General features: G+C 73.1%; 17 protein-coding genes. 10 read left to right on the top strand and 7 right to left on the bottom strand.

Annotated features, from left to right (window positions below; all coding sequences use genetic code 11):
• Positions 1–2 precede the first annotated feature (2 nt).
• Both ACZ607_RS05535 and rbsD read left to right on the top strand, forming a co-directional pair.
• Complete coding sequence (locus tag ACZ607_RS05535) at positions 3–932, top strand: ribokinase (RefSeq protein WP_469732035.1); 930 nt, start codon at positions 3–5, stop codon at positions 930–932.
• On the top strand, positions 929–1,315 hold the full coding sequence (gene rbsD / locus ACZ607_RS05530; RefSeq protein ID WP_469732033.1) for a D-ribose pyranase: 387 nt from the start codon (positions 929–931) through the stop codon (positions 1,313–1,315). The genes ACZ607_RS05535 and rbsD overlap by 4 nt, the downstream gene beginning before the upstream one ends.
• A 51-nt stretch (positions 1,316–1,366) precedes the next feature.
• On the opposite strand, the gene ACZ607_RS05525 is transcribed toward rbsD, so the two are convergent.
• Positions 1,367–2,290, bottom strand: coding sequence for an NmrA family NAD(P)-binding protein (locus tag ACZ607_RS05525; protein ID WP_469732031.1), 924 nt, complete (start codon positions 2,288–2,290; stop codon positions 1,367–1,369).
• Between the two features lie 102 nt (positions 2,291–2,392).
• On the opposite strand from ACZ607_RS05525, the gene ACZ607_RS05520 reads away from it, so the two are divergent.
• Both ACZ607_RS05520 and ACZ607_RS05515 read left to right on the top strand, forming a co-directional pair.
• A complete protein-coding gene (locus ACZ607_RS05520) occupies positions 2,393–2,956 on the top strand; it encodes a TetR/AcrR family transcriptional regulator (RefSeq protein WP_469732029.1) in 564 nt (187 codons plus the stop codon).
• 205 nt (positions 2,957–3,161) lie between these two features.
• Positions 3,162–3,593 (top strand): VOC family protein, encoded by a 432-nt coding sequence (locus tag ACZ607_RS05515; protein ID WP_469732027.1) that lies wholly within the window; start codon positions 3,162–3,164, stop codon positions 3,591–3,593.
• 10 nt (positions 3,594–3,603) lie between these two features.
• On the opposite strand, the gene ACZ607_RS05510 is transcribed toward ACZ607_RS05515, so the two are convergent.
• Together ACZ607_RS05510 and ACZ607_RS05505 are read right to left on the bottom strand one after the other, a co-directional pair.
• Positions 3,604–4,404, bottom strand: coding sequence for an N-formylglutamate amidohydrolase (locus tag ACZ607_RS05510; protein WP_469733395.1), 801 nt, complete (start codon positions 4,402–4,404; stop codon positions 3,604–3,606).
• An 89-nt stretch (positions 4,405–4,493) separates the two neighbouring features.
• On the bottom strand, positions 4,494–5,360 hold the full coding sequence (locus ACZ607_RS05505) for a septum formation family protein (protein WP_469732025.1): 867 nt from the start codon (positions 5,358–5,360) through the stop codon (positions 4,494–4,496).
• Between the two features lie 184 nt (positions 5,361–5,544).
• Here ACZ607_RS05505 and ACZ607_RS05500 point away from each other — a divergent pair, with 184 nt between their 5' ends.
• From ACZ607_RS05500 to ACZ607_RS05490, 3 genes are all read left to right on the top strand, one after another.
• A complete protein-coding gene (locus ACZ607_RS05500; RefSeq protein ID WP_469732022.1) occupies positions 5,545–6,057 on the top strand; it encodes an anthrone oxygenase family protein in 513 nt (170 codons plus the stop codon).
• A gap of 160 nt (positions 6,058–6,217) precedes the next feature.
• The gene (locus ACZ607_RS05495) at positions 6,218–7,762 is read left to right on the top strand and encodes a hypothetical protein (protein WP_469732020.1); all 1,545 of its coding nucleotides are present in this window, start codon (positions 6,218–6,220) and stop codon (positions 7,760–7,762) included.
• A 72-nt stretch (positions 7,763–7,834) separates the two neighbouring features.
• Positions 7,835–8,800 (top strand): aldo/keto reductase, encoded by a 966-nt coding sequence (locus ACZ607_RS05490; protein ID WP_469732018.1) that lies wholly within the window; start codon positions 7,835–7,837, stop codon positions 8,798–8,800.
• Between the two features lie 67 nt (positions 8,801–8,867).
• Here the strand turns inward: ACZ607_RS05490 and ACZ607_RS05485 are convergent, their stop codons facing one another.
• Both ACZ607_RS05485 and ACZ607_RS05480 read right to left on the bottom strand, forming a co-directional pair.
• The gene (locus ACZ607_RS05485) at positions 8,868–9,419 is read right to left on the bottom strand and encodes a YbaK/EbsC family protein (RefSeq protein WP_469733393.1); all 552 of its coding nucleotides are present in this window, start codon (positions 9,417–9,419) and stop codon (positions 8,868–8,870) included.
• A gap of 299 nt (positions 9,420–9,718) precedes the next feature.
• Complete coding sequence (locus ACZ607_RS05480; protein WP_469732016.1) at positions 9,719–10,519, bottom strand: SAM-dependent methyltransferase; 801 nt, start codon at positions 10,517–10,519, stop codon at positions 9,719–9,721.
• A gap of 246 nt (positions 10,520–10,765) precedes the next feature.
• Between ACZ607_RS05480 and ACZ607_RS05475 the strand changes: the two genes are divergently transcribed.
• Positions 10,766–11,452, top strand: coding sequence for a hypothetical protein (locus ACZ607_RS05475; RefSeq protein WP_469732014.1), 687 nt, complete (start codon positions 10,766–10,768; stop codon positions 11,450–11,452).
• Positions 11,453–11,514: 62 nt separating this feature from the next.
• On the opposite strand, the gene ACZ607_RS05470 is transcribed toward ACZ607_RS05475, so the two are convergent.
• Entirely contained in the window at positions 11,515–12,816 is a 1,302-nt protein-coding gene (locus ACZ607_RS05470; protein WP_469732012.1) for an MFS transporter, read from the bottom strand.
• Positions 12,817–12,863: 47 nt separating this feature from the next.
• Between ACZ607_RS05470 and ACZ607_RS05465 the strand changes: the two genes are divergently transcribed.
• Positions 12,864–14,183, top strand: a complete 1,320-nt coding sequence (locus ACZ607_RS05465) for an aminotransferase class I/II-fold pyridoxal phosphate-dependent enzyme (protein ID WP_469732010.1) — start codon at positions 12,864–12,866, stop codon at positions 14,181–14,183.
• Here ACZ607_RS05465 and ACZ607_RS05460 read toward each other — a convergent pair.
• Positions 14,160–15,488 carry an MFS transporter gene (locus tag ACZ607_RS05460; protein ID WP_469732008.1) on the bottom strand — a complete coding sequence of 443 codons (1,329 nt, stop codon included), beginning with the start codon at positions 15,486–15,488 and terminating at the stop codon, positions 14,160–14,162. The genes ACZ607_RS05465 and ACZ607_RS05460 overlap by 24 nt on opposite strands.
• A 191-nt stretch (positions 15,489–15,679) precedes the next feature.
• On the opposite strand from ACZ607_RS05460, the gene ACZ607_RS05455 reads away from it, so the two are divergent.
• Positions 15,680–16,615, top strand: coding sequence for a GlxA family transcriptional regulator (locus tag ACZ607_RS05455; protein ID WP_469733391.1), 936 nt, complete (start codon positions 15,680–15,682; stop codon positions 16,613–16,615).
• The last annotated feature ends 9 nt before the right edge of the window (positions 16,616–16,624 follow it).

The raw sequence follows: 16,624 nt of genomic DNA, 5'->3' as shown, positions 1-16,624 counted from the left end.
CGATGCAGAAGAACGAGGGCTCCGCACCCTTCCCGCACGACCTCCTGGTCGTCGGTTCGGCCAACGCCGACCTGGTCGTCGGTGTGGACCGCCGCCCGGGACCCGGGGAGACGGTGCTCGGCTCCGACCTCGTCGTCCACCCCGGCGGCAAGGGCGCCAACCAGGCGGTCGCCGCCGCCCGCCTCGGTGCCCGTACGGCACTGCTGGCCCGGGTCGGCGACGACGCCCACGGCCGGCTGCTGCGCGCCTCGCAGCAGGACGCGGGGGTCGACACCGGCGGGGTCCTCGTCGGAGGGGCGCCCACCGGCGTCGCCCTCATCACCGTCGACCCCTCGGGGGACAACAGCATCGTCGTGTCCCCGGGCGCCAACGCCCGGCTGACCCCCGGGGACATCAGGGCCGCGGCGCCCCTTCTCGCCTCGGCCCGCGTGGTCTCCGTACAGCTGGAGATCCCGCTGGACACCGTCGCGGAAACGGCGCGCTCCCTCGCGCCGGGGACGCGGCTGGTCCTCAACCCGTCCCCGCCCGCGCCGCTGCCCGACGAGGTGCTGGCCGCCTGCGACCCGCTGGTCGTCAACGAGCACGAGGCGCGCTTCATCCTCGGGGAGAGCGCGGGCTCCACACCGGAGTCCTGGGCGCGGGGGCTCACCGCCCTCGGCCCGCGCTCGGTGGTGATCACCCTGGGCGCGGACGGCGCGCTGGTCTCGGACACCCGGGGCGGCGACCCCGTACGGGTGCCGAGCCCCCGGGTCGACGCCGTGGACACCACGGGCGCGGGCGACGCGTTCACCGCCGCCCTCGCCTGGCGGCTCGGCCTGGGCGATGACCTCACCGAGGCGGCCGGGTACGCCGTACGGGTCGGCGCGGCCGCCGTCACCAAGGAGGGCGCGCAGGCGTCCTTCCCGACCGCGGAGGAGGTCGCCGCGCTGTGAAGAAGTCAGGGATCCTGAACCGCCACCTCGCCGGGGCACTGGCCGAACTCGGCCACGGCGACGGCGTCCTGATCTGCGATGTGGGCATGCCCGTCCCGCCGGGCCCCCGGGTGGTCGACCTGGCCTTCCGGGCGGGCGTCCCCTCGTTCGCCGAGGTCCTGCAGGGACTGCTGGACGAACTGGTCGTCGAGGGCGCGACGGCGGCCGAGGAGATACGCGAGGCCAACCCGGAGGCCGCCCGCCTCCTGACCGGCCTCCCCGGCCTCACGCACGTCCCCCACGAACAGCTGAAGGCGCTCACCGCCTCCGCACGCCTGGTCGTACGCACGGGGGAGGCCAGGCCGTACGCCAACGTCCTGCTGAGGTGCGGCGTCTTCTTCTGACGCCGCACCGCGCGGGCGGACGGCCGCCCGGCCGGTCCTGGGACGCGCCGCTCAGGCGGTGGCCCGCAGACGGTCGTGCGCCCACTCCTCGAAGCGGGTCACATCGAGGCCCAGCTCACGGGCGAACCGCGGCCTGGCGGGCTGGCCGAACGCCTCCATGAACGCGTGTGTGGCGCCCATGTCCCCCATGCCGGCGGCGCGGGCCTGCTCCTCCGTCATGTCCGGTGCCGACAGCGGGACCCCCAGGGCGCGGGAGAGGATCTCGGCGATCTCGGTCATGGTCAGGTGGTCGCCGGCGAGTTCCAGCTCCACCCGGTGGAACGCGGCGGGCGCCGACAGGGCGGCCGCCGCGGCCCGGCCCACGTCCCCGGCCGCCACGAGCGCCAGTCGCGTGCCCGGTTTCACGACGGTGACCAGACCGCCCTCGACGCCCCTGGGGAAGTAGAAGCGCATGGACGGCTCGAAGTTCTCCATGAAGAACGACGGCTTGAGCAACGTCCAGTACGGGAAGCCGGTCTCGCGCAGCCGGTCCTGGATCGCGGCCTTCGTGCCGAGCGGGGCCTCCATGACCGCCCACCGGCCCTCGGCCCATCCCGGGGCCTCGACGTGCTGCCCCACGCCGCTGGTCGAGGACTGGACGAACTGCTCCACACCGGCCGCCCTCGCGGCAGCCATGAGGTTCTCCGCCTGGCGCACCTCACCGGCGAAGTCGAACCCCTTCCCGGTGTAGGCGGGCATCTGCACGGAGAAGACGGCCCGGACGCCGTCCACGGCCGCTTCCAGGGTCGACGGTTCGGTGAGATCGCCGACGCACAACCGGGCGCCGAGTGCCTCGACGGCCCGTGCGCGGGGGGTGTCCGGGTCACGCACCAGAGCGCGCACCGGCGTTCCCTCCGCGAGCAGCGCACGGGCGGTGGCGCCGCCCTGGCGGCCGGTGGCACCGGTGACGAGAACCGGTGAAGCGGCAGCGGTCATGAGTGAACTCCTCGATGGTCACGGCACAGAAACGGCGGGGCCCGCCGTTTAGGTTTCGCTACAATACGGCGGGGCCCGCCACTTATCAACGCAGGGGAGAACATGACCGGCCAGCGCTCGGACGCCCGCCGCAACTACGCGCAGATCCTCGCCGTGGCCGAGGCGGAGGTGGCGGCCCGGGGAGCCCAGGCCTCCCTGGAGCGGATCGCCCGTGTCGCAGGCGTCGGATCGGCCACCGTGCGGCGCCACTTCCCCACCCGCAAAGCCCTGCTCGACGCCGTCTTCAAGCAGCGTGTCCAGGCCCTGTGCGAGCGCGCCCGTACGCTCCACGACGAGCACGACAGCCGCACCGCACTGGTGGAGTGGCTGCGTGAACTCCTCGCCTACTCGGTCGCCGCGCGCGGCCTGGCGGACGCCCTGTCCTACGAGCCCCTCCAGGACGGCGCCACCCAGGACTCCTGCGCGGCGGTCATCGGGGCTGCAGGCGCCTCCCTGCTGAGCAGGGCCGTCGAGGACCGGGCCGTCCGGGCCGACATCACCGTCGACGACCTGCTCACCCTGGTCGTCGGAATCGCCCTGGCCACGGAGAACTACACCGATCCGAAGGCGCGGGCGGACCGCGCCTTCCGGCTCGTCGTCGCGGGCCTCGGCGCCGGCGCGACCTGAGCGTTCGCCGCCCCGCCGTCACAGGCGCACGGTAAGGTCGCTGCCGTGACTGCCGGGTGGGCCATGGGCCATCTACGAGAGAGCAGCCCGGCTGCCGCGTGAGCCCGTGGCGGGCGCGAGCCCCGCCACCCCGTCGTGTTCTCCCGCCCGGCGCCCCAACGGCGCCCCCTCCCAGCGGAATCCACGACATGGAGACGTACCCGACATGCCTCACACCCAGCAGCACCGACCCGACTCCCGGCAGGGCGTCGACGTCGTCCAGCTCGACCACCACGCCGTCCACGCCAAGGACCGCGGCCTCGCGGCCGAGTTCATCGCCACCGTCCTGGGCCTGGAGGTCGGCTCCCCGTTCGGGCCGTTCCTCCCCGTCGACCTGGGCAACGGCGTGACGCTCGACTACTACGAACTGCGGGACGAGCCCGTGCAGTCGCAGCACTACGCCTTCCTCGTCCCCGACGCCCAGTTCGACACCATGACCGCCCGGCTCCGCGCGCTCGGCGTCACCTACTACGCCGACCCCCACCACACCGAACCCGGGCAGATCAACCGCCTGTTCGGCGGCCGCGGCGCGTACTTCCTGGACCCGGACGGCCACAACATGGAGATCATGACCCGGCCCTACGCCCGGCCCAGGTAGCCCTCCCGGGTCATACGTCCATGAGCCCGTCCACCAGCACGGCCAGAGCCGAGGCGAGCGCGTCGAGCCCCGGGCCGTACGGGCCGCCCGGCTCGGTCATGTAGAGGTCCCGCCGGATCTCGATCATCAGCGCGGTGACCCGCCGGTCCGTCCCGTAGTGCTTCAGCGGCACGTACGTACCGGGGAACGGGCTGTTCAGCCCCGTGCCGCCGAATCCGGCGAACGCCGCCTCCGCCAGGGCCGAAAGCCCGGGCGGGGTGTGGAAACCGTCCGTGCCCAGACACACCGGAGGGCGCGGGCCGGTGCCGTGCAGCTCGTACGGGAGCGCGGTGGCCGGGTAGGAGTGCACGTCGACGACGACGGCACGCCCCGTGGTGGCGAGCCGTTCGTCGACGGCGGCGGTCATCGCCCGGGCGTACGGGTGGAAGTAACGGTCGAGCAGCGGCTCCGGGTCCGCCCCGGGCGGCCGGAGCCGCTCCCGGTGGGTGGTGCGGGTGTACACCGCGCCCATGCCGACGGCCAGCATCTCCTCCCGCTCGTCGGGGAACCGCTCGGGGTCGACGACCAGCCGTGACAGGCCGTTGACGAACCTCCACGGGGTCACCGCGCAGGCCGCGGACGCCCGGGCGGCCAGAACGGCGGTGTGGGCGTCCGTGATGTGGTCGAGTTCCCCGGCCAGTTCCCCGTCGTCGAGCACGATGCCCTCCCGTACGTCTCCCGGGACGACCCGGGAGGAGTGCGGGACGTGCAGCAGCACCGGCGACCCGGGGGCGCCCGGCAGGAGGTGGAACGGCGGCGGCTCGGGGCTCAGGAGTCGCTCCAGGTGCGCGCGAGGGGCGGGGGAGGGTGCGGCGGCCGGGCGGCTCGGTTGCCACCCCGTCGCCCCACGGTACCCGCAGGTCAGCCGGCCCAGACCTCGGCGTCGTCGGCCGGGACGGTGGTGGCGAGCTTCAGCTCCTTGCGGGCGGCGACCGTCCTGTTCGGGTCGATGCCGGTGAAGCCCAAGTCGTAGGCGACGTAGAAATCGTCCGTGGTTCCGGCGGAGGCGGCGTCCTTCCAGGCTTCCGCGGCCTCGTCCAGCTGCGCGCGGAGCTTGACGGTCTGCGGCTGTTGCACGTCCTTCAGGGCGGCCACGTGGGAGACCAGTGCGGCGGACACGGCCTCGGCCTGCTTCTTGTAGCCGGGCAGATCGTCCTCGATCTGGTCCTTCTCGGGCTGGTTGTCCCACAGCGCCTCGTACACCGCGTTGGCCCCCTTCAGGTAGGTGAGCTGATCGGTGTTCAGGGACGTGCTCCGGAGCGAGCCGGAGAACGTGCCCGACTCCTTGGCGTACGTGCAGCTCACGGACCGGTCGCCGGTCTTCCAGCTGTCGGCGGTGGGGTAGTAGAGGAAGAGGCCGACGCCCTCGGGAACCGCCCAGGTGTCGGATATGAACTTCAGGGACTCCGCCGGGCACCGCTTCTCGGCGATCTTCGACGCCCCGTCGTCACCGGGGTACTCCGACTCGCCCTCGATGGTGAACTCGCCGACGACCTGGCCCTTGTGCGCTTCCCCGCACGGCACGATCTCGACGCTGAACGCCTCGGTGTCGGTCGCCGCGCCGTTCGGGTTGTAGCAGTCTCCCGGGGTGAGGGAGAAGACCGATCGCTGCCGGGCCACCTTCTTGGCACCGTCGATGGCGTCGGCGCAGCCCACCGCGCCGATCGCGAGAAGGGCGACGGCGGCGGACATGCCGCGCGCTGAACGGGACGTGACACCGAGAAACATGACGTGGGCATCCTCAAACGGAAGTACTGTGAACAGGTGTGCGCATCGTATGGCATAAAGGTGACGCCTCTGTGTGCACCCTGTGCCCGGACCTGGGCGGCACCGCCCGCGCACCCGCCACCGGCCCGACAAGGGCCGTCATCCACTTCGTCGACCGGGCCGCAGCGCCGGATTCGGAGCACCCATGAGAACCCTCCAGACCGTGACCCTCCTCGCCTCGACGGTCGGAGCGGCCCTGATGGCAGGGCTGTTCTGCGCCTTCTCCTACGCCGTCATGCCGGGCCTCGCCCGCGGCGACGACCGGGCCTTCGTCCAGACCATGCAGCACATCAACCGGACCATCATCAACGGCTGGTTCCTCACGCCCTTCCTGCTGCCCCTGCCGCTGCTGATCCTGGCCGTCGTCCTCGCCGTACGGGGTCACAGCCCGGGGGCACTGCCCTGGATCATCGCGGCGCTGGTCCTCTACGCCGCGGCGTTCCTCGTCACCGGGACGCAGAACGTCCCGCTCAACGACGTCCTGGACACGGTGCCCCTCGACTCGGCACCCGACCGGCTCCGGGAGGCGCGTGCCGCGTTCGAGGACCGCTGGACCACCTGGAACACCGTCCGCGCCGTCCTCCACACCGGGTCACTCGGCGCGCTGCTGTGGGCGCTCCACCTGCACAGCGCCGGCGCACGGGAGCTGAGTTCCTAGAGGCCGTGCCAGGCCGCGATGACGACCGCCGGCCTCGCCGGGGGCGGGTGAGATCTGGGGGGAATCCCCCAGGGGACCCGCGTGACCCCCTGCGCCCCTCTCTCGTTGACCAAGGCCGCGCCACCCCGCCCCGCGGCCCCGGCGAGGAGAGGAGCGGCCCGTGCACGACTGCCCGCCACTGGACCGCGCGCAGAAGGACCCGACCACCCCCGCCGCCCCGCCCGGCCGGTGGCCATCAGGTCCGCTGCCGTGGCTGACGGCGGTCGCCGTGCTCTTCACCGCCGTACAACTCGCCTACGTCGTACCGGGTTCAGGTCTCTCCTGGGACGAGACCGTCTACGTCAGCCAGGTCGGCGGCAACGCTCCTCCGGCCTACTTCAGTGCTCCCCGCGCCCGCGGGATCTCCTACCTCGTCGCCCCCGCCGCCGCGCTCACGACATCCACCACCGCGCTGCGGGTCTACCTCGCGCTGCTCTCCGCCGCCGCACTGCTCGGCGCCCTGTGGGTGTGGCGGAAGATGCTGCCCGCCCCCGTCCTCGTGGGCGCGGGCGCGCTGTTCGCCGGCCTGTGGCCCACCCTGTTCTACGGGCCGGCCGCCATGCCCAACCTCTGGTGCGCCCTGGGCGCCCTGGCCGCCACCGGCTGGGCCGTGAGGGCCGTGCGCGGCGACACCGGGCCGGTCGCGACGGCCGGAGCGGGGGCCGCCGTGGCGCTGGTCGCCCTGATGCGCCCCGCCGACGGTTTCTGGCTCGCCCTCCCGTTGGCCCTGGCCGCCGTCCTCGTCCCCGGCCGGCGCCGGCCGCGCCTGTGCGCCGCGCTCGCCGGAGGCCTCGCGGCCGGCTGCGCACCCTGGACGGCCGAGGCGTACGCCCATTACGGGGGCCTCGCCGCACGGCTCCACCGGGCCGGTGAGATCCAGGGCGGCCTCGGCTGGAACATCGCCGTCGACGACCATCTGCGCGCGCTCGCCGGCCGGACCCTGTGCCGTCCCTGCGACATCGGCTGGGAGAGCCCCGGCACCGCCGTCTGGTGGGTGGCGCTCCCCCTTCTCGCGGCGGGCGGGATCCTGGCGGCCCGGCGCGCCGGCCGGGGGGCCACGGCACTGCTGGCGACGGCGACCGGGGTCTCGACGGCCGTTCCGTACCTCTTCCTGGTCGGGTACGCCGCGCCCCGCTTCCTGCTCCCCGCCTACGCGTTGCTGGCCGTCCCGGTCGCCGAGTACGTGGTGCACCTCTTCGCCCGCGCCCGTCGTGCCCGACGCCCGGTGGGTCTCGCCGCGCTGACGCTGGCCCTCGCGGCCCATCTCACCGTCCAGCTCTCCGTGCTCAGCCACGCGGTCCGCGTCAGCCACGCCACCACCACGGAGTTCGCGGCGGTCGCCGGGGAGCTGAACCGGCTGGGTGTACGCCCGCCCTGTGTGGTCAGCGGCGACCACGCCGTGCCGATCGCCTACTACGCAGGCTGCGTCTCACGCCAGACCACGGGGCACGACGCGAGCATCACTCCCGAAGCGCTCCAGGCCCTCGCGCGCCGCATGCCGACAGCCGTCCTGACGGCCGACGGCGAGGTGCCGCCCCCGGCCACCGGCGGCGCACGCCTCGTCCCTCTGCCGGCAGGCCGTGGCACGGGCCCCCACCGGACGTACCTGCTGCCGGGCGCCGCCACCGCGACGACGACGACGGCCGCCGGACGACAATCCGGCTGACCCGGCCGCTCAACTCGCCTATCGTCGACGTGTTTCCCGCCGGGAAGCCATGTCACGACGTGGAGGACGACTGTGCGATATCGCGAACTGGGGCGGAGCGGACTCAGGGTGTCCGAGATCGGGTACGGCGCCTGGGGCATCGGTGAGTCGAGCTGGGTCGGTGCCACCGAGGACGAGTCCGTACGCGCCCTGAACCGGGCCGTGGACCTCGGGGTGAACTTCATCGACACGGCGCGGGGCTACGGGGAGAGCGAGCGCATCGTCGGCCGGGTCGTCCGCGAACGCGCCGGAGACGACATCCTGGTCGCGACCAAGGTGCCGCCGAAGAACAGGACATGGCCGGCACCCGACGGGGTGGACCCGGACGACGCGTTCCCCGGCGACCACATCCGTACGAGCCTGGAGACCAGCCTCGGCGCCTCCGGCCTCGACCACTTCGACGTCCTGCAGTTCCACGTCTGGAACGACGAATGGGTCGGCCGGGGGGACTGGCTGGAGACCGTCGCCGGCCTCAAACAGGAGGGAAAGATCCGCCTGTTCGGCGTCTCCGTCAACGACCACCAGCCCGAGACCGCCCTCGCGCTGGTCCGCAGCGGTGTCGTCGACAGCGTGCAGGTCATCTACAACGTCTTCGACCAGTCGCCCGCCGACGCGCTGCTGCCCGCCTGCGAGGAGCACGGCGTCGGCGTCATCGTGCGGGTGGCGCTGGACGAGGGCGGCCTCACCGGGCGGATCACCGCCGGCACGACCTTCCCCGAGGGCGACTGGCGCAACCGCTACTTCCGCGACGACCGGCCCGCCCAGGTCGAGCAGCGGGTGGCCGCGATCGTCGCCGACCTCGGCATCGCCCCCGACGAGATCGCCGAGAACGCGCTCCGGTTCGTGCTCAGTTCACCCGCGGTCTCCACGGTCATCCCCGGCATGCGCTCCGTGCGCAACGTCGAGCGGAACACCGCGCTGAGCGACGGCCGCACCCTCACCGCCGACCAGCTGGCGATCCTCGCCAAGCACCGGTGGCAACGCGACTTCTACGCCTGACGCGCCGGGGGAGAGGGGCCGACCGCACTGCGGACCCGGCCCGTCTCCCCGGACACGCCCGGGTGGTTCAGGAGGCGCCGGTGGCCGGCTCCCGCGCGGCCGTGATCGGCCGGATCAGCGCCCCGACGCGGTGGAGGTGGTCGCGGTAGTCCTCCGCGTGCAGGGCCAGGGAGCGGTCCAGGCGCGCCGCGTTGAAGAAGATCTCCTCGTGCTCCAGCACCCCCGGGTCCACGACGAGTTCGAGATCCGGATGGAAGCTGAACGGCAGGATCGTGCCGCTGACGCTCCCGGACAGCGCCTCGGCCCTGTCCGCCGACGCGAACGACACGTAACTGCCCTCGGCCAGGGCCTTCAGCCCCGGCAGGTCGACCCGGGCGTCACCGGGGACGACCGCGAGGAAGTACCGCTTGGTGCGCTTGCCCGTCTTGACCATGACGACGAGACACTTGGCTCCCTGCGCCACCGGATGGCCCCGGTAGCGGCTGACCTCCTCGGTACGCCCCTCCGGGGCGTGGTCGATGACGCGGTAGCGGGCGCCGCTCCCGTCGAGCAGCGAGATGAGGCGCTGATACGCGGCGTCGCCGCCGGGGGCGTCCGCGAGCTCCTGCGGAACGGACACAGACTGTTCGGGCACGTGTACCAATCCTCTGTCGGACAACTGCTGGACCTCGGTGGTGTGTTGTCGGCACGACGATAGAGCCCGGGGCCCCCGCGTGACAGCCGCTCAGGAGGCCGCCCCGCCTCGACGTGGCGACCCCCGCCGCCGGCGCTCCGGGCGGTGCCGACCACGGGGCGCCCCCGGTCTTCGGCCGTTCCACCGGGGGAACGCGACCGGAACCGGCCGCCGCCTGAGGGCTCTTGGCAGGTCTCCGCCGGGAACCCGCGCGCACGTGCCACCCGGGAGGGGGAGAGCCGCTGTTACGCCTTACGGGCGACGGCGCACCACATCGGCAGGGTGTCGTCCGGGGTGTCGGACGGTCCCGGGCGCCAGCGGGTGAGGGTGACCACGCCCGGCTCCAGGATCTCCAGCCCCTCGAGGAAGCGTTCCACCTCCTTCCGCGTACGCGGTGTGGCGGAAGCGTGGTCGGCGGCACGCTCGTTGTAGATCCGCATGGATTCCGCGACCTCGGGGGCGGTGACATCGGCGGCCGGGTGGGACAGGACCAGATGGCTGCCCGGCGCGAGGCGGTCCAGCAGGCGGCGGGTGATGTCCCACGGGTCCTCGGCGTCCTTGATGTACTGCAGGATCGCCACCAGCATCAGGCCGACCGGCCGGTCCAGATCGAGGGTCCGCGAGGCCGATTCGAGAATGGTGTCGACATCCCGCGCGTCCGCCTGGACGTAGTCCGTCCGCCCCTCGGCGCCGCTGACCAGCAGTGCCCTCGCATGGGTCAGGACGATCGGGTCGTTGTCGACATACACGACACGGGACTCCGGGGCCGCCTGCTGGGCCACCTCGTGGGTGTTCCCCGCAGCGGGGATGCCCGTGCCCACGTCGAGGAACTGGCGGACCCCGGCCGTCGTGAGGACACGTACGGCGCGGCCGAGGAAGGCGCGGTTGGCGCGGACCGACGGCACGATGGTCGGGTTCGCCGCCGCGGCGAGCTCGGCCGCCTCCTGGTCCACCGGATAGTGGTCCTTGCCGCCCAGCCACGCGTTGTAGACGCGGGCGGGATGCGCGTTCGTGGGATGGGGGGTGGGCAGCGGGTATGCGTTCATCGTTCGTCACCTCGTGCGGCCGAAACGTCCCGGTCGGGCTCGTGTCGGGCCACCGTACCCCGGTGATTCCCGCTGGTCACCGCCCGATCGCCGCCCGGGCACCGCACGTTGGGCCCGCCCGCCCCGGGCCGGCGCCTCACTCGCGCGTACGGGGGCGATGCCGGGCGTGCGGACACGCCGCGCGTCTGCCGTAGGCTGATCCGCCGATCAACTGTGGGGGTCCCTGTGCGTGCGATATCGACTGCCGTGACGACGGTACTGACCGGCCTGCTGCTCGGGGCAGCCGTCACCGGCTGCGCGGGCGGGGAGGAGAAGGAGCTCTCCGCCGACGAGCTGCTGGACGAGGCGCACGCCACCATGAACGCGCTCAGGACCGTGACCATCGCGGCGTCGACCACCGCGGCAGGCGGCACCAGTTACTCCAGCCGGCAGACCACCGACCTCAAGGGCCGGTGCACGAACAGGATCACCTGGACCGGAAAGGGCACCCTCGAACAGATCCGGATCGGTGACACGGACTACGTGCGGCCCGACCGCGCCTATCTGGAGCAGTGGTCCGGCCGGAAGGCCGCCGAGGCGGAGAAGCAGGACCGCTGGATCAGGACCCCGGCCGCCAACGCGAAGCCGGGGGACGGACTGGTCGACTGCACCTGGCCGTTCAGCGCCTTCGGGACCGCCGTCAAGGGCGAACGGACCCGGATCGGCGGCCGCGCGGCCGTCCCCCTGAAGGTGACCGACAAGGGCGACGGAGAGAACACGGCCAAGGGTGTCTACACCTTCTACGTCGCCGCCGAAGGCAAGCCGTACCTCCTCCGCGTCGCCTACAAGGGCACCGACTACCGCAGCACCACCGATTTCAGCGCCTTCGACGAGCCGTTGACCGTGCGGGCCCCGGCCGACGGTGACGTACTGGACGCCGCCGACGCCGGCTGAGCGGCCCGGGCCGCCGTGCGCCTCACCGCGCAGGCCCCAAGGGGTGCGGCCGACAAGCCGGTTCAGTACGCCGGTGAGCCGACGCGGGTCTCGGCCACGGCGGTCGGCCTGACCAGCCGGTGCTGCACCAGGCAGGCCACCACGAGTGTCGCGCCGAGCACCGGCCAGGCGACCGGGCCCAGGCCGACGGCGGTTCCGACGACGACGGGGCCGAGGCTGCGCTGCGCGGACTGCGCCAGCCCGTGCACCCCGAGGTAGGCGCCCTGCGCCTCGCCGGGCGCCAGGGCGATGGACAGTTCCCAGGACGCGATCGAGTGCAGGATCTCGGCGAGCGTGAAGGCGACGGCCGCGAGCACCACGGCGCCGGTGGCGAACCAGCGCCCGCCGCCGGCCGAGGCGGCGAGTGCCACCCCGCCCGTCAGCAGGGCCGCGCCGATCGGGACCAGCAGACGGCGGGCGGCCGCCCTCGTCTCGCCGAAGCGGGACAACGGGACCTGGAGCGCGATGACCAGCACGCTGTTGAGGACGAGGACCAGCGGTGCCAGCCCGACCGGCGCGTCGGTGGCGTGGACGATCCACAGGGGGAACCCGACCTGGAGGATGCTGTCGTCCAGGAACAGCCAGATCTCCGACCCGGTGAACGCCAGATAGCGGCGGTCCCGCCAGGGCGTCGCCGCCCTGGCCGGGGCGCCCGAAGGACCGGACGGGGTAAGGGAAGCGCCGGCGGGGGAGGACTGCCCCGCGACGACGCGGCTGGGGGCCGGCGGCTCCGCGCACCGCAGGGTCAGGGCGCCGATGACCACGTACGAGGCGACATTGGCGAGCAGGAGCGCCTGGTAGGAGGCGGTGGTGCCCACGGTGAGGGCGGCGGCTGCCCCGGCCGCGCCGACGGCCCACCCGATGTTCGCAGCGGTGCGCTGGATCGCCTGGTAGCGGATGCGGTGGGGACCCGCGACACGCGCGGCGAACAGCTTGGTCAGGACGCTCGACGCGCGGTCCGGCAGAGCGCCCAGCGCGGAGAACAGCACCAGCAGCGCGTAGTCGTCGGTGGTCAGCAGTGCCAGGAGCGCGGCGCCACGGGCCAGTTGGGCGCCCAGCAGGATGCGGGTCACGGGGAAGCGGTCGGCCAGCCGCCCGGCGAGCGGGGGCCCGGCGATGCCGAGAATGCCGGACAGGCCCATCAGCACGCCGATCTGAGTTACCGACAGATGCGCGACGTAGAGGAAGTAGAGCGTCGCCGCTCCGGTCCACAGGCCGGTGCCGATCTTGTCGATGACGGCGACCACCAACATGAGCCGTCCGTCACGGCCGCCGGGAACGGCCAGGCGCCGGACGAACGGCACGCGACTCGGCGTCGGTTCCATCGGATTCCCCCTTGACTCGCACTTTGTATCGGTACAAAATGTGCTCTGTGGCAGAACAATATGGGATCGCGGGCGGTACGGCCAGAGAGATTTCGGCGTCCGTCGAAAGCCGGGTGTCCGACGGCACGCTGCGGCCGGGCGCCTCGCTGCCCCCCGTGCGACGTCTCGCCGAGGAGCTGGGCGTGAGCGCCGGGACGGTCGCGGCGGCCTACAAGGAGCTGCGCGGGCGAGGGGTGGTGGTGACCCTCGGGCGCGGAGGTACGGTGGTGGCGTCCGCCCCCGTCGTCACCTCGCGGCGGCCTCCCAAGGTGCCCGAGGGGCTCCGCGACCTGGCCGGCGGGCACCCCGACCCCGCCTGCCTCCCGGTGCTGACCCCGCCCGCGAGCGTGGGCCCCGTGTCCGGATCGCACCGCGCCGCCCCACGGTTCGCCGTGCTGGAGGACGCCGTCCGCACCTGGTTCGCCCGCGACGACGTACCCACCGGATCCGTCAGCTTCGCCCACGGCGCCCTGGACTGCATCGCCAGACTGCTCTCCACCGAGCTCAAACCCGGCGACGCCGTGGCCGTGGAGGACCCCGGCTTCCACCATCTCCTCGACCTCGTACCGGCCTTGGGCCTGCGGATGCTGCCGGTGGCGGTCGACGACGAGGGCCTGCGCCCCGAGGCGCTTCGCACCGCACTGCGCGCCGGAGCCAGGAGCCTGGTGTGCAGTCCGCGCGGCCAGAGTCCGTTCGGCGCGCGCTTCACCCCCGCCCGCAGGGACGAACTCCTCGCCGTGCTGCGCGACTTCCCGGACGTGCTGGTCGTGGAGGACGACCACAACGCGGACATCGCCGGAGCCGACGCGGTGACCCTCGCCGCCGGTGGACTGCCCCGCTGGGCCCAGGTGCGTACGGTCTCCAAGCACCTCGGGATCGACCTGCGCTGGGCCGCCCTCGCCTGCGATCCCGCCACCCTCGCGCGTCACGACGGACGGATGCTGCTCACCTCCGGATGGGTCAGCCACATCCTCCAGGTGACCGTCGCGGACCTGCTGGCCGACCCGGCGGTGAGCCGGCTGGTCGCGGACGCGTCCCGTACGTACGCCACCCGCCGTGAAGCGCTGCGCGCGGCACTGGGGGAGCGTGGCATCGCCTCGCACGGGGCCAGCGGCCTCAGCGTATGGGTGCCCGTCCGGGACGAGTCCGCCGTCGTCAACGCCCTGCGCACCCGCGGCTGGTGGACCGCCGCGGGCACCCGCTTCCGCCTCGCCTCCCCGCCCGGGGTACGGGTCACCACCGCCACCCTCACCCCGGACGAATCCACGCGGCTGGCAGGTGACTTCGCGGACGCGCTCGCCGAGTCACAGGCGGTCTACGGAGGTTAGGCAGGGCTCGGCGGAGCGTCCGGCCGGGACGGCGCGCCGGACGAGCAACGACAGCAGCGCGGCCGCCGCGCACAGCGCGCCGAGCGTGACCCAGACCGGAGCGTACGTCCCGAAGACGTCCCGGGCGGCACCCCCTCCGTACGCGGCCAGGGCGGCGCCGACCTGGTGAGCGGCGCTGACCCAGCCGAAGACCACGGCGCCGGCGTCGCCGTGGAACTCGCGGCACAGCGCGATGACCGGCGGGACGGTCGCGAGATCGAGCAGGCCGAACGCGACGACGAAGACCATCATGGACGGCCGCACCGTGGCGCTCATGAGCAGGGGGAGGCACATCAGGAGCAGCCCGCGCAGGGCGAAGAAGACCGCGAGCAGCCGCCTCGGGTCACTGCGGTCCGTGGCCCAGCCGGAGGCGACGGTGCCGACCACGTTGAAGACGCCGATCGCGGCGAGCAGCGACGACGCGGTGGTGGCGGGCATGCCGTGGTCGTGGGCGGCCGGGGTGAAGTGGGTCCACATGATGCCGTTGGTGGACGCTCCGCAGATCGCGTACGCACCGGACATCGACCAGAACGGGCCGGTGCGCGCGGCGTCGCGCAGGACGGCGAGCGCTCGGCGGGCGGCGCCGCCGGAGGGGGCGTGGCCGGGGCCCGCGCCCGGGGTGTGACGGTCGGCGCCGTAGGGCTCGCTGCCGACGTCGCCGGGGTGGTCCCGCAGCACGAGCCACATCAGCGGCGCCGTGGTGCACGCGGCGAGCACGAGGGTGACGAGGGACGGGCGCCAGCCGTGGTGGTCCACGGTCCAGGACAGGGCGGGCAGGAACACCATCTGCCCGAAGACGCTGCCGGAGGCGAGCACCCCGGTGACCAGACCGCGCCGCCGTACGAACCAGCGCTGGGTGACGGTGGCGCCGAAGGCCGTGGCCATGGAACCCGTGCCCAGGCCGACGAGCATGCCCCAGTACAGGGTGAACTGCCAGGCCGAGGTCATGACGGCGGTGAGCCCGGCACCCGACCCGATGAGCAGGAGCGCGGCCACCACGACGCGCCGCATGCCGAAGCGGTCCATGAGCGCGGCGGCGAACGGTGCGGTGAGACCGTAGAGGACCATGTTCACCGAGGCCGCCAGCCCGATGGACCCGCGGGACCAGCCGAACTCCTGCTGCAGAGGTCCGGTGAGCAGGCCGGGCAGGGTCGAGAAGGCGCCGGCCACGACGATGGCGAGCAGCGCGGCGGCCGCCACCCACCAGGCGCGGTGCCCGAGGCGGCTGCGGTGCGGAAGGCCGTTGACTCCGTCGACTGTGTCCATGGGCTCGATCGTCAGCGCCGGCCCGGGGCCGAACCACTGGCCAGATGGACGACTTCTGCAAGAATCTGGCCATGGCAGCGAAAAAAGCCGCGAAGAAAGCCGCGAGGACAGCAGCCGCGAGGACAGCCGCGAGGGTTTCACTCCGGAGGAAGCATCGGGTGGTGGTGCTCGTGCGGCCGGGTCTGATCCCGATGGAGCTGGGGATCGTGCACCGGCTGTTCGGCCAGGCGGTCTCGCCTTCCGGTGAGCCCCTGTACGAGGTCGTCACCTGCACGACCCGGCCCGGCGTCGTCCCGACGGACACCGACTTCACCATCGACGTGGCCGTCGGCCCCGAGGCCCTGGAGGACGCGGACACCGTCGTCGTACCGGCCGCCCAGGAGGACTACGAGCCGCAGGAACGCGGCCGCATCGGCGCCGACATGGCCCGGGCGCTGGCCCGTGTCCCCGCGGGAGTGCGGGTGGCGTCCATCTGCACCGGTTCGTTCGTCCTGGCGGCGGCGGGGCTCCTGGCGGGGCGGCGCGCGACGACGCACTGGAAGTCGTGCGAGGAGTTCCGGACGCTCTACCCGGAGATCGAGGTGGACGCCGACGTCCTGTACACCGACGACGGAGGCGTCCTCACCTCCGCCGGTGCGGCCTCGGGCATCGACCTCTGCCTGCACATGATCCGTACCGACCACGGGGCGGAGGTCGCCAACGCGGTCGCCCGGGGGACCGTCGTACCCCCGCACCGGGAGGGAGGCCAGGCCCAGTACATCGAACGCCCCGTCACCCCGCCCGAGCAGTGCTCGACGGGACCGGCCCGGGAGTACGCACTCCGGCACCTCGAACGGCCCCTGAAACTCGATGAGCTGGCCGACCGCGCGTCGATGAGTGTGCGTACGTTCAACCGGCGCTTCCGGCAGGAGGCAGGCGTCACGCCCATGCAGTGGCTCACCCAGCAACGCATCGACAGAGCACGGCAGTTGCTGGAGCGCACCGATCTGCCGGTGGACCGGATCGCCACCGAAGCCGGCTTCGGGACGGGCACCGCCCTGCGTCAGCACTTCCACGCGGCCCTGGGGGTGTCACCGCGCGCCTACCGCCGCACGTTCAGTGGAGCGGCAGACGACACGGTCACCTGAAGCCCGAAC

The organism is Streptomyces sp. NPDC104381, from assembly GCF_055583745.1.
The sequence above is the reverse complement of the archived record's forward strand: the minus strand, read 5'-3'. Positions and strand labels throughout refer to the sequence as shown.

Bases quoted from the DNA above. Each gene is read 5' to 3' on its own strand.
- ACZ607_RS05535 (WP_469732035.1), top strand. From the start codon at position 3: ATGCAGAAGAACGAGGGCTCCGCACCCTTCCCGCACGACCTCCTGGTC.
- ACZ607_RS05525 (WP_469732031.1), bottom strand. From the start codon at position 2,290: ATGACCGCTGCCGCTTCACCGGTTCTCGTCACCGGTGCCACCGGCCGC.
- ACZ607_RS05520 (WP_469732029.1), top strand. From the start codon at position 2,393: ATGACCGGCCAGCGCTCGGACGCCCGCCGCAACTACGCGCAGATCCTC.
- ACZ607_RS05515 (WP_469732027.1), top strand. From the start codon at position 3,162: ATGCCTCACACCCAGCAGCACCGACCCGACTCCCGGCAGGGCGTCGAC.
- ACZ607_RS05505 (WP_469732025.1), bottom strand. From the start codon at position 5,360: ATGTTTCTCGGTGTCACGTCCCGTTCAGCGCGCGGCATGTCCGCCGCC.
- ACZ607_RS05500 (WP_469732022.1), top strand. From the start codon at position 5,545: ATGAGAACCCTCCAGACCGTGACCCTCCTCGCCTCGACGGTCGGAGCG.
- ACZ607_RS05480 (WP_469732016.1), bottom strand. From the start codon at position 10,519: ATGAACGCATACCCGCTGCCCACCCCCCATCCCACGAACGCGCATCCC.
- ACZ607_RS05470 (WP_469732012.1), bottom strand. From the start codon at position 12,816: ATGGAACCGACGCCGAGTCGCGTGCCGTTCGTCCGGCGCCTGGCCGTT.
- ACZ607_RS05460 (WP_469732008.1), bottom strand. From the start codon at position 15,488: ATGGACACAGTCGACGGAGTCAACGGCCTTCCGCACCGCAGCCGCCTC.
- ACZ607_RS05455 (WP_469733391.1), top strand. From the start codon at position 15,680: ATGGAGCTGGGGATCGTGCACCGGCTGTTCGGCCAGGCGGTCTCGCCT.